Source organism: Hyphomonas atlantica corrig. (assembly GCF_000682715.1).
Lineage (GTDB): Bacteria > Pseudomonadota > Alphaproteobacteria > Caulobacterales > Hyphomonadaceae > Hyphomonas > Hyphomonas atlantica.
This window is the reverse complement of sequence record NZ_AWFH01000022.1, coordinates 1-11,193: the sequence shown is the minus strand read 5'-3', so window position 1 is coordinate 11,193 and position 11,193 is coordinate 1. Positions and strand designations below refer to the sequence as shown.

General features: G+C 61.6%; 11 protein-coding genes. 10 read left to right on the top strand and 1 reads right to left on the bottom strand.

The window, feature by feature from the left end; genetic code table 11:
* A partial coding sequence (locus HY36_RS09950; protein ID WP_155841849.1) for a hypothetical protein occupies window positions 1–1,754 on the bottom strand: 1,754 nt, incomplete at its 3' end.
* Between the two features lie 228 nt (window positions 1,755–1,982).
* On the opposite strand from HY36_RS09950, the gene trbB reads away from it, so the two are divergent.
* The 10 genes from trbB to HY36_RS09900 form a co-directional block, all read left to right on the top strand.
* Window positions 1,983–2,963 carry a P-type conjugative transfer ATPase TrbB gene (gene trbB, locus HY36_RS09945; protein ID WP_035552034.1) on the top strand — a complete coding sequence of 327 codons (981 nt, stop codon included), beginning with the start codon at window positions 1,983–1,985 and terminating at the stop codon, window positions 2,961–2,963.
* A gap of 12 nt (window positions 2,964–2,975) precedes the next feature.
* Window positions 2,976–3,308 (top strand): TrbC/VirB2 family protein, encoded by a 333-nt coding sequence (locus tag HY36_RS09940; RefSeq protein ID WP_051602683.1) that lies wholly within the window; start codon window positions 2,976–2,978, stop codon window positions 3,306–3,308.
* Window positions 3,308–3,562, top strand: coding sequence for a VirB3 family type IV secretion system protein (locus HY36_RS09935; protein WP_034798589.1), 255 nt, complete (start codon window positions 3,308–3,310; stop codon window positions 3,560–3,562). The genes HY36_RS09940 and HY36_RS09935 overlap by 1 nt, the downstream gene beginning before the upstream one ends.
* Complete coding sequence (gene trbE / locus HY36_RS09930) at window positions 3,556–5,994, top strand: conjugal transfer protein TrbE (protein WP_035552032.1); 2,439 nt, start codon at window positions 3,556–3,558, stop codon at window positions 5,992–5,994. Before HY36_RS09935 ends, trbE begins: the two co-directional genes overlap by 7 nt.
* 10 nt (window positions 5,995–6,004) lie before the next feature.
* On the top strand, window positions 6,005–6,706 hold the full coding sequence (trbJ, locus tag HY36_RS09925; RefSeq protein WP_035552029.1) for a P-type conjugative transfer protein TrbJ: 702 nt from the start codon (window positions 6,005–6,007) through the stop codon (window positions 6,704–6,706).
* A 6-nt stretch (window positions 6,707–6,712) separates the two neighbouring features.
* On the top strand, window positions 6,713–8,032 hold the full coding sequence (gene trbL, locus HY36_RS09920) for a P-type conjugative transfer protein TrbL (RefSeq protein ID WP_035552026.1): 1,320 nt from the start codon (window positions 6,713–6,715) through the stop codon (window positions 8,030–8,032).
* 4 nt (window positions 8,033–8,036) lie between these two features.
* Window positions 8,037–8,732 carry a conjugal transfer protein TrbF gene (gene trbF, locus HY36_RS09915; protein ID WP_035552024.1) on the top strand — a complete coding sequence of 232 codons (696 nt, stop codon included), beginning with the start codon at window positions 8,037–8,039 and terminating at the stop codon, window positions 8,730–8,732.
* Complete coding sequence (gene trbG / locus HY36_RS09910) at window positions 8,729–9,736, top strand: P-type conjugative transfer protein TrbG (RefSeq protein ID WP_035552021.1); 1,008 nt, start codon at window positions 8,729–8,731, stop codon at window positions 9,734–9,736. The genes trbF and trbG overlap by 4 nt, the downstream gene beginning before the upstream one ends.
* On the top strand, window positions 9,733–10,989 hold the full coding sequence (locus tag HY36_RS09905) for a TrbI/VirB10 family protein (RefSeq protein ID WP_035552018.1): 1,257 nt from the start codon (window positions 9,733–9,735) through the stop codon (window positions 10,987–10,989). The genes trbG and HY36_RS09905 overlap by 4 nt, the downstream gene beginning before the upstream one ends.
* On the top strand, window positions 10,989–11,193 hold a 205-nt coding region (locus HY36_RS09900), incomplete at its 3' end, for a DUF2274 domain-containing protein (RefSeq protein ID WP_035552016.1). The genes HY36_RS09905 and HY36_RS09900, both read left to right, overlap by 1 nt.

Sequence of the window (11,193 nt, the reverse complement as noted above, 5' to 3'; positions counted from 1 at the left end):
CCTGAAGTCTCAAATACCTGACGACGGACAGTCCCGACCAGGTCCAAGGGTTGCAGGTACCCTTTCCGGCCTGGAATATTGACCCCCAACTGTTCCGTAAATGTATATAGCGGATCATCAGCCGGCTCTTCAGAGAGATGCGCAAATTCGAGTTCAATGTTTGATTGGCTGGTACGCCCAATATTGAGCGACTCACTGAGAATCCAACCATCACTGCTGTCCAATTCCTCTTCGGCAAGCGCTTGCGCGAGGCGTTCAGCAGGATGTTCCATACCCAGGGCGCTTGAGAGCCGCTCAAGCGACGAATCGCGCCTGTATTTTAGGTTGATAGTTCGCTCTTGGGATTGGTGGGATACAATTTCGACTGGAAATGCGAGAGTGGCGGCAAGCGCCACATCGATCGCGTGCAATAAATGGAATCCGGTTACCAGGCGGTCGGATGGACTCGAGAAGTCCTTGTCCGAGCTGTTGAGGGTCGAAAACAGCGTCTCCCAATCCGGTGCCTTGTCGATCACCCTGTCAAACGCTTCATGTGCTTTCCCGATATCAAACAGCCTCAACGCATCTACGCGAATTGGCACTTCGACTTCGGACGGCTTTATGAGTTCTCCTTTCGGAATGCCTTTTGACACAAACGCCATGCGCCAGCTCGGGGTTCGCTTCCTCGAATCGAATTGGCGCAATTCAAAGGCAAGCTCCCTGCCCTTGAGCCAGAAGCGCTTACGACCATCATGCTCCGTGGAAACAAGCATTGCACTCGGGGACAGATCGTCGCTGATCCATCTCAGCTGTCCATCCTTGTCGTCCATTTCCACTTCCTGCGACGACGCTTCCCTCACTGTCCTTGAGAGAGGGCTTGTTTGCGACAAGTTGAAGACAAGGAGCCAGGACGCTTCATTCGCGACCGAGAAGGCTTGAAGGTTAGTAATTATTTCCTTGATGCGTTGCCGGACTTGGGAGCTATTGAAATTGTCGAACAGGCCGGGGGCTCGCATGTCCCTCAGCAGGCGCACTTCGGCGGCTGTTATGTGCTCATGGACACGATGGTCGGCGATCTTGGGGTCACCGAGTCGCTGCTCTTCAATGTTGAACAGGCGGGCAATCAAGAGCGCCAAGTCATGCCAATCCCTAGCAAAGGAAATTACGCCACTATCACCCAATAAATCGTCAAGCTTCTTGTCAGTAGTGCTGCTCAGCCTGAGGGACCATTCGAAACCAGTCAGCTGGAAGTCGGGTTCATCCCCTGCGGACGTCAAGATAGCCCATTCGTCTAGGTTGCGATGAACTATTCCCTCTTTGTGGAGGATCCCGATCCCATCCACGATACAAAGAACATTTTTCCAAATGCGGATGCGGTTTTGGGGTTGGGAGAGCCCGCGCAACCACGCGGCGCGTGAACTTGTACTTTCAAGGAACACTTTCAGTGGGCGGCGTTGGGACGGGCTAAGAACAATATAATAAGAGTCCTTGTCAAATCCGGCTGCAGCAACCTGGCAAATCAGTTCGCTAGCCCCCGGATAGCCGGCGAGCCGATAGAGCTGCCGGAGCTCGTGTTTCCAAATCTCCACGAGATCTTCGTCACCGGCTTTTCGTCGCCACTCGCGAACAATGACTTCATCTCCAGTCGGTGAAAACCCTTCCAGTATTCCCGCTCGGCCACTTCTTGCGTTGGGCGGGACGAGGTATGTCTCGCCAAGCTGGTACCCGTCGAGAAACTCAATTTTTTTCCTTCGCTTTGACGCCGCTTTAGCCAATGAGAGTCGCCTTTGTTGTTTCAACCCCTAGGTAACAAGATTCTCCCGGGTATTCTTCAACTCATTTTCCACAACGCCACAGCGTTGGCAAAACTTCGGCGTAGATACTGGCCCGTTTGGGCTCCTTCCCTATCCTTCCCCATCCTTCGGTCCCCTTCTAGCCCATCTGTGCAGCGACCGGCAACGACGTGATCTTGGTCTCATCAGCGATGAGGACCACGCCCTGCCATGTTTGCCATGCCCCAGCCCAGCGAAACCGAGACCCGCCGCACGGCGATGCTCCGCACCGCCTTTGATGGGCCGGTTGGGGCAGCGCTGGCGGCTCCCGATACGATCGAAATCCTCGCCAATCCCGACGGCTCGGTCTGGGTCGAGAAGGCGGGCTTTGGTTTGCGCTGTGCATCCGAGACGCTCGGCCGCGCCGAACGCGAGCGGATCATCCGGCTTGTCGCCTCCTCCGTCGGAGAAGCCTGCGACCGGTCCTCGCCGATTGTGTCAGCCGAATTGCCGGGCTCAGGCGAACGGTTCGAAGGCATCCTGCCGCCAATTGCCGAAGCGCCCTGCTTTGCGATCCGCAAACCTGCCGGTTGTCCGATTGCTCTTGATACCTATGTCGAGACCGGCGCGCTGACACCCGCTCTCTGCGCCGGACTGCGCCAGGCGCTGGAAGACCGGCTTAACATTGTTGTCGCGGGCGGAACCTCGTCGGGCAAGACGACCTTCACCAATGCGCTCCTGTCTGAGCCCGCTCTGGCAGACGACCGGATTGTCATCCTGGAGGACACCCGCGAACTCCGTTGCTCAGCAGAGGACGTGACTCAGCTCAGGACGCACCGGTCCGGCATCACACTCCGCGATCTCGTGCGCTCAACCATGCGGCTCCGACCTGACCGGATCATCGTCGGCGAGGTGCGCGGCGGCGAGGCGCTCGATCTCCTCAAGGCCTGGAATACCGGCCATCCAGGCGGAATCACCACGCTTCATGCAAACTCAGCCTCCGGCGCACTCACGCGGCTCGAACAGCTGGTCGAGGAAGCGACGACTGCCCTTCCCCATGCCCTGATTGGCGAAGCGGTCGACGTGATCGTCTTCATGTCCCGCGCGAGCGGCGCGCGCCGCGTCGAGCAGGCACTCCGGATTACCGGCTTTGACGGCGCCGAATACCGGACCGAGCCGCTGGCTGCCCCTTTTCTCAACATTGTCAATTAAGGAGACCGACCGATGTTCTACGACCAGATAAAGGCCCTCAACCGATCGCTTCACGCCGGCGTACTGCTGGCTTCGGTGAGCGTGTTATCGCTCCCCGCCCATGCCGCGGGCACGGGCATGCCCTGGGAAGGCCCACTCGACCAGATCCTGCAATCGATCGAAGGCCCTGTCGCCCGGATTGTCGCGGTGATCATCATCACGCTGACCGGGCTGACGCTGGCCTTCGGGGAAACGTCAGGCGGGTTCCGCAAGCTGATCCAGATCGTGTTCGGCCTCTCGATCGCCTTTGCGGCCACATCGTTCTTCCTGACCTTCTTCAGCTTCGGCGGCGGCGCGGTGCTCTGATGCTCGATGGCTACGAGATCCCCCTCCACCGCTCGCTCGCCGAACCCATCCTGATGGCCGGCGCGCCACGTTCGGCCGCCATCGCCATCGGGACGCTGTCAGCCGCTTTGGCCCTCGGCCTCCGGCTCTGGATACCGGGGCTTGTGGTCTGGGTGGCGGGACACTCGCTAGCCGTCCTCATGGCCCGGTCCGATCCGGATTTTCTCGCCGTCGCAATCCGGTCTGCCCGTCACAAGGAACATCTTTCATGCTGAACCTTTCCGAATACGCGGCGAAACCGGCACACCTCTCAGACTACCTCCCCTGGGCGTGCCTCGTCGCGCCGGGCGTCGTCCTCAACAAGGACGGCGCCTTCCAGGCAAGCTTCCGCTATCGGGGCCCCGACCTTGAAAGCTCGACAGAAGCCGAACTCGTTGCAGTCACTGCACGGGTCAACAATGTTCTCCGCCGGTTCGGGTCCGGCTGGGCGCTCGTCTTCGAAGCGGTGCGGGCGGAAGCCGTATCGCTAGAGGAAAGCTCTTTTGAATGCCCGGCAGCCTGGCTGATTGAGCAGGAACGACGCGCAGCCGCCGAAGAGACCGGCGCCCAGTTCGAGAGCGCCTATTATCTCACTCTGCTCTGGCTCCCGCCGGCCGATGCGACGGGCCGGGCCGAGAAGGCGCTGATCGAGCGGCCCGAGAAGCGGGATGGTGAGGACTGGCGCCAGCGGCTCGAACATTTCCAGACACGCGCCGCGCAGACGCTCGATCTTCTTGCGACGGCCCTGGATGAGATCCATCCGCTCTCGGACGAAGAGACGCTCACCTATCTCCATGCCTGTATATCGTCGAAACGGCACAACGTGTCGGTTCCGGAACTGCCAGTTTTTCTCGATGCGGTGCTCGCCGATGAAAGCTTCGCGGGCGGACTGGAGCCGCGGATTGGCGAGGCACACCTTGCGACGCTTACCCTGCTCGGCTTTCCGGCCTCGACCCTGCCCGGCATGCTGGATGAACTCAACCGCCTAGGCTTTTCCTATCGCTGGACGACGCGCTACATCGCGCTGGACAAGGCCGAAGCAGAGAAGCTTCTTGCGAAGAAGCGCCGGCACTGGTTTGCCAAACGCAAATCCGTTGGCGCGGTCCTTCGGGAGACGCTGTTCAACGAACAGGCCGCGCTGCTCGACAATGATGCCGACAACAAGGCACTGGACGCCGATGCGGCCCTGCAGGAGCTCGGTTCGGACCTCGTCTCCTACGGATATGTCACGACCACGCTGACACTGATGGGCGCCTCCCGCGAGGAAGTCGAGGAACGCACCCGCGCCGTCGAGCGGGTGATCAATGGGCGCGGGTTCACGACGATCCGCGAGACATTGAACGCCGTCGAAGCCTGGCTCGGCTCGCTGCCGGGCCATGTCTACGCCAATGTGCGCCAGCCGATCCTCCATACACTGAACCTCGCTCACCTCGTGCCGATCTCTTCAGTCTGGGCAGGTGATGCGTGGAACGATCACCTCGCAGATCGCGCGCTTATAGAGGCCCAGACCGAAGTCACCACGCCGTTCCGGCTCAACCTGCATGTCGGCGATGTCGGCCATACGCTGATCATCGGCCCGACAGGCTCCGGCAAGTCGGTGCTCCTGTCGCTCCTCGCGGCGCAATGGCAACGATACGAGGACGCGCAGGCCTTCATCTTCGACAAGGGCCGTTCGGCGCGGGCGGTGACGCTCGCCATGGGCGGCACCTGGTTGCCGCTCGCGGGCGATGAGCGTCCGGCGCTGCAACCTCTGAAAGACATCGATACCGAGCGCGGCGCGAGCTTTGCCGCAGACTGGCTGCTCGGCCTGATCGAAGCCGAAGGCGTGACGGTCACGCCGGACCTGAAGTCCGTCTTGTGGGACGCGGTGCAGACACTGGCTTCAGCGCCTGTTGCCGAACGGACACTGACAGGGCTCAGCCTGATCCTGCAATCCGATACGTTGAAAGCGGCGCTCCATCCCTACACGCTGGAAGGCGCCCATGGGCACCTGCTCGACAGCGATGCTGAAGCGCTCGACTTGTCATCTGTAGCCTGTTTCGAGATGGACGAGCTGATGCAGACCCCGTCTGCGGTCGCGCCGGTCATTACTTATCTCTTCCACCGCGTGGAAGACCGCTTCGATGGTCGCCCAACCCTGCTTATCCTCGATGAGGCCTGGCTGTTCTTGGATCATCCGGTGTTTGCGGCGCGGCTGCGCGACTGGCTGAAGACGCTGCGCAAGAAGAATGTGGCCGTCGTGTTCGCAACCCAGTCGCTGGCCGACATTGAAGGCGCCTCCATTGCCCCGGCCCTGATCGAATCCTGCCCGACGCGGATCTTCCTGCCGAATGAGCGGGCACTCGAACCGACTGCCCAGGCGATCTATCGCCGCTTCGGGCTGAACGACCGCCAGATCGACATTCTCGCCAAGGCCACCCCGAAGCGGGACTATTACTATACCTCGCCGCTTGGCTGCCGGCTCTTCGAGCTGGGCCTCGGCGAAGTCGCGCTTGCCTTCTGCGGCGCCGCCTCCCCTGCCGACCAGAAGCTCATGGATCAGTGTCTTGAGGCCGACGCGGAAGCGGGCTTCGCCCGGAGCTGGCTGGAGCTGAAACAGCTTGGCTGGGCCGCCGACCTGCTGGCCGAGCAGCCGAGCGCACCCCTCCCACAAATCGCCGCTGAATAGGAGCCCCCAAATGAAAGCCCTTCTGTCTTCCGTCGCGCTTGTTGCCATTCCGCTGTCTGGCCTGATGGCCCCGCCCGCCTCGGCGCAGCTTGCTGTCTACGACCCGGCCAACCACGCCCAGAACATCCTGCAGGCCGTGCGAGCGCTTCAGGAAATCGATAACCAGGTTCGCCAGCTCACCCATGAGATCGACATGATCGAGAAAATGGCGCGCGATCTCGAAACCCTGCCTGTCGAAGTTGCCCGCGCCATCATTGCCGACCGCATCCGCCGCATCGGAGAACTCATGCGCGATGCTGAAGGCATAGGGTACGGCGTGGAAGAGGTCGAGGACGAGTATGAGGACCTCTATCCTGAAACCTATGGCGACACGCCGCCTGCCTCGGATGTGCTGGTCGAGGATGCCCGGGCCCGGTGGCGCCAGTCCCGCAGCGCGCACAAGCACACGCTCCTCATGGTCGCTGAGACTGTGCGCAACAATGCCGAGGATTCCGAGGCACTGACCGGCTTGGTGGATGAGAGCCAGACAGCCATCGGCAATCTCCAGGCCCTGCAGGCCGGCAACCAGATCGGTGCACTCTCGGCCGAACAGCTGATCCAGATGGAAGCGCTGATGGCCGCCCATTACCGGGCCATAGCCTTCGACCGGGCACGTGAGCTTGAAGAGGCCGAACGCGGCCGGGCCCGTCTTAAATCCTTCCTCGGAGACTGACCCGTCATGGAAGAGATGGGCGTCATCGACCGGTTCCTCGAAACCTTCATTGCCTATATCGATTCAGGCTTCGGCCTGCTTGCCGGCGATGTCGCTTACCTGACAACAACGCTGATCGTGATCGACATCACGCTCGCCGGTCTCTTCTGGGCTCTGTCGCAGAATGCCGATGTGATGTCAGGACTGCTGAAGAAGGTGCTCTATGTCGGCTTCTTCGCCTTCATCATCGGCAACTTCACCCTGCTCGCCAATATCGTGTTCGAGAGCTTTGCGAGCCTCGGTGTGAAAGCGGGCTCCAGCACGCTGACGGCAGGCGACCTTATGCGACCGGGTTATATTGCCGGGGTCGGGTTCGAGGCGGCAGAACCCTTGCTGGCCGAAATCGGCGACATGCTTGGTCCAATCAGCTTCTTTCACAATTTTATCCTGATCGCTGTCATGTTCCTGGCCTGGGCGATCATCCTCGTCGCCTTCTTCGTGCTCGCGGTTCAGCTCTTCGTGGCGATCCTGGAATTCAAGCTAACGACGCTGGCTGGGTTCGTGCTGATCCCGTTCGCGCTCTGGAACAGGACCAGCTTTCTCGCCGAACGCGTCCTCGGCAATGTCGTCACATCCGGTATCAAGCTCATGGTCCTCGCTGTCGTCATTGGCATCGGCTCGACCCTCTTTACCTCCATCACCGATGCTTTCACCGGCCCGGGCGACGTCACCCTTGCGCAAGTCATGGGGACCGTTCTGGCCGCCATCGTCTTTCTCTGGATGGGCGTGTTCGCACCGGGCATTGCGTCAGGCCTTGTCACCGGGGCGCCGCAGCTTGGCGCCGGTTCGGTCGTCGGCACAACAGCCGCTGTGGGTGCGGGCGCGATCCTCGCAGGCACAGGCACAATCGCTGCTGGACGCGCCGCAATTGTCGGGGCGTCGGCAGCGGTCAAGGCCGGGGCCTCAATGTCGGGCGCGGCTCGCACCTCGTATGACCTTGGACGGCTTGGTTCCGGCGCCACCGGCTGGCGCGGGCATCTCGCTGGAGCCACAGGTATGGCGCAGGCTGGCTCGGACGCCATGCGGCGCATGGCCGGACGGCCCTTGCAAGGCGCCCGAAATGCTTACAGGCGCGGCAGTGAAGCCGCCTTTGCGGCAACCGGCGGGAGCACAGCATCTACGGGCGTCAGCGATGCCGGAACCAGCGGTTCAAGCCCGGCCTGGGCCCGGCGCCTGCGCACAGAACAACGCCTGCAGCATGCCGGGGCCATCACGGTGCACGCTCTGAAAGATGGCGACCGCGGCATGGCTGGTGAGAACCCGAAACTTCAAAGAGACGAGGACTGATCCCATGTTCAGGCGAACTTCCACCCATTACGGGCAAAGCCCGCATCCCGAAACGCCTTACCAGAAAGCCGGCCAGATCTGGGATGACCGGATCGGATCTGCCCGCGTACAGGCCAGGAACTGGCGGCTGATGGCACTCGGGTTGCTGGTCCTTCTGACGGCCTCTTCAGCCGCCCTTGTTTGGCGCAGCCTGCAATCCACGGTGACGCCATATGTGGTCGAAGTGGACGACACAGGCTCTGTGAAAGCCGTCGGCCCTGCCCTCGCCAATTACGACCCGACCGATGCGCAGGTCGCCCATCACCTCGCCAACTTCATCTCCGATGTCCGCAGCCTTTCCATCGATCCTGTCATCGTCCGGCAGAACTGGCTCGCGGCATATGATTATGTGACCGACAAGGCCGCCATCACGCTCAGCGATTATGCCCGCGACAATGACCCCTTCGCCGAGATCGGACGTCGCTCGCGCAGTGTCGATGTCGTAAGTGTCGTCCGCGTCTCGGACGAGTCCTTCCAGGCGCGCTGGCTTGAGAAGACCTACGAGAATGGCGCGCTGACCGGCGTCAAACGGTTCACCGGCCTCTTCACCCTGATCCACTCCCCGCCGCGCGATGCGCCGACGCTCCGCGCCAACCCGCTCGGCCTCTACATCCACAGCCTCAATTGGGGCGAAGACCTTGTCACAGGAGACAACCCATGATCCGCACTCTCACACTGGTATCCACATTGGCCCTTGCCACCGCCTGCGCCAGCGTTCCGGAGGCCGCGCCGATCCAGCCGGAACTGTTTATCGCCGCCGCGCAGGTCGAGGACGCAGAGCCCCGTCCTGTCGAGATCGTCGAAACACCAACACCTTTGCCGCTTCCCGGCCAGATGAAACCGGTCGACGGGGTCAAGCGCAAGGTAACCCGTGTCTATACCTCGCCCTCCGAGACGATCCGCAAGGGCACATCAGAAGCCCGGATCGAACCGTCCGTGGACGGCTATGTAAATGCCATTCAGGTCTATCCCTATACAGAAGGAGCGCTGTACAGATTGTATGCCGCGCCGGGACAGGTCTCCGACATTGCGCTGCAGCCCGGCGAGACGCTGGTCTCTGTCTCGGCTGGCGATACGGTGCGCTGGATTGTGGGAGATACATCCTCCGGTTCAGGCGGAACAGCACGCGCACATGTTCTGGTCAAACCGATCGGCGCCGGCCTCTCGACCAATCTCATGATTGCGACAGACCGGCGGACCTATCATCTGGAACTGGAGAGCGGTGACGGCACCTATATGGCGGCGTTGTCCTGGCGCTATCCGGCCGACGAGCTCTCGCAACTCATCTCTCGCAACAGCGCAGCGCTCGCGCGGGAAGAGACATCAATCATGCCGGGTGTTGCACTCGACCGGCTGGACTTTGATTACCTGATCGATGGTGACCATCCAGACTGGCGACCCGTCCGCGTGTTCGATGATGGGCGGCAGGTTTTCATCCAGATGCCGGAAGGGTTGTCGACCATGGAGGCCCCGCCCCTCTTTGTCCTTGGCGCTTCTGGCGAGGCCGAACTCGTCAATTATCGCCTCAAGGGCAATTACTACATTGTCGATCATCTCTTCCGGGCCGCTGAGCTTCGCCTTGGTGAGAAATCCCAGACCGTGGTGCGGATCCGCAAACGCGAACCGAGGTCTGGTCTCGCGAGCCTGTTCGGGAGCAAGGGATGAGCGAGCCAGCCCCTTTCCCGCAGCAGGCCGAGGCCCTGAAACTGCGCGCGCGGCCGCGACCCGTCACACGGATCAACCGGAAAGTCCTGATGGTCGGCGCCGGGGTCGGTGTGCTGGGGCTCTTTGCTGCCGCCTCCATTGCGCTCGATCCGCCCAAGGCCGTCGATCCCGCGGCTCGCCAGGAACTTTACAACACGGCCACGAAGCGCGCGCCGGATGGACTGGCAGAACTTCCCTCGTCCTATGCGACCTGGACGCCGTCGCCCGGAACGCCAAAGCTTGGCGCACCCATGGCCGGCGACCTCGGCGGGACAGTGGTTTCGGAGGAACGCGAATGGGGGCTCGATCCGGAGTGGGATGTCGCAGCCTCGGATGATTTCAGGCCCTCGCCTGAAGATGAAGCCCTTCGGGCCGAACGTCTTGTCGCGGCTAAGCTTGCCGACGCAGCGGGCAAATCCTCCGTATTCTTTGACATTGGCGCTGGGCCGAGCATCGGGCCGGCATCCCTGCCGTCTGCCGGAGTTCCGGCCTCGTTCGGCTCTGAGCTGCTGGCGCTCGCTAGCCAAAGCGCCGGTGCCTTGCCGACAGGTCCAGGTAAGGATGACAACTTGCAAGCCCGCAAGATCGCCTTCGCGGACGAGGCACGCGATGGGGCGATTTACAACCCGCATGATCTCGAGACACCGGTCTCGCCCTACCAGGTCATGGCGGGCACGCTTATCCCGGCTTCGCTTGTGACAGGCCTCAACTCGGATCTGCCGGGTTCGGTCATCGGGCAGGTCACCCAGCCGGTCTATGACACCGTCACCGGAGCTTATCTTCTCATTCCGCAGGGTACCCGGCTGATCGGGCGCTACCAGTCTGAAATCTCATTCGGCCAGCAGCGCGCACTATTGATCTGGGACCGAGTGATCTTCCCGGATGGCAGTTCTGTGCAGATATCTGAACCTGCCGCAGACAAGCAGGGTTTTGCGGGCCTTTCTGACCGCACAGACCATCACTGGGACCGGGTATTTGTCGCCGCTGGTCTTGCGACAGTTCTCGGCATCGGCGCGGAACTAGGATCAGACGAGGATGATATCGAACGTGCCATACGGCGCGGGTTCGGCGACAGCGTGTCTGAGGCCGGGGAGCGCGTCGTTGATCGCAACCTCGGCATCCAGCCGACCCTTCGTATCCGGCCCGGCTGGCCGGTGCGGGTCATCGTGACGCGTGATCTTGTCCTGCGGCCTTATTCTCAGGGAGGCCGCTGATGAGCCTTCGCATTGCCCAACTGCCGGATCGCACGCCGGTCAAACTGACCCTCTCTGTTGAACCCGATCTCGCGTCCGCGCTTGCCGACTATGCGGCGATCTATGCCGAGACCTATGGCGCCGAAGAAAAACCCGAAACCCTGGTTCCTGTCATGCTGGAAACCTTCCTCGCATCGGATGCCGGGTTCAAGCGGGCCCGCAAGG

Excerpts from the sequence above, each read along its gene's own strand:
- HY36_RS09940 (WP_051602683.1), top strand. The coding sequence starts at position 2,976 with ATGTTCTACGACCAGATAAAGGCCCTCAACCGATCGCTTCACGCCGGC.
- trbG (WP_035552021.1), top strand. The coding sequence starts at position 8,729 with ATGATCCGCACTCTCACACTGGTATCCACATTGGCCCTTGCCACCGCC.
- trbJ (WP_035552029.1), top strand. The coding sequence starts at position 6,005 with ATGAAAGCCCTTCTGTCTTCCGTCGCGCTTGTTGCCATTCCGCTGTCT.
- trbF (WP_035552024.1), top strand. The coding sequence starts at position 8,037 with ATGTTCAGGCGAACTTCCACCCATTACGGGCAAAGCCCGCATCCCGAA.
- HY36_RS09905 (WP_035552018.1), top strand. The coding sequence starts at position 9,733 with ATGAGCGAGCCAGCCCCTTTCCCGCAGCAGGCCGAGGCCCTGAAACTG.
- HY36_RS09935 (WP_034798589.1), top strand. The coding sequence starts at position 3,308 with ATGCTCGATGGCTACGAGATCCCCCTCCACCGCTCGCTCGCCGAACCC.
- trbE (WP_035552032.1), top strand. The coding sequence starts at position 3,556 with ATGCTGAACCTTTCCGAATACGCGGCGAAACCGGCACACCTCTCAGAC.
- trbB (WP_035552034.1), top strand. The coding sequence starts at position 1,983 with ATGTTTGCCATGCCCCAGCCCAGCGAAACCGAGACCCGCCGCACGGCG.
- trbL (WP_035552026.1), top strand. The coding sequence starts at position 6,713 with ATGGAAGAGATGGGCGTCATCGACCGGTTCCTCGAAACCTTCATTGCC.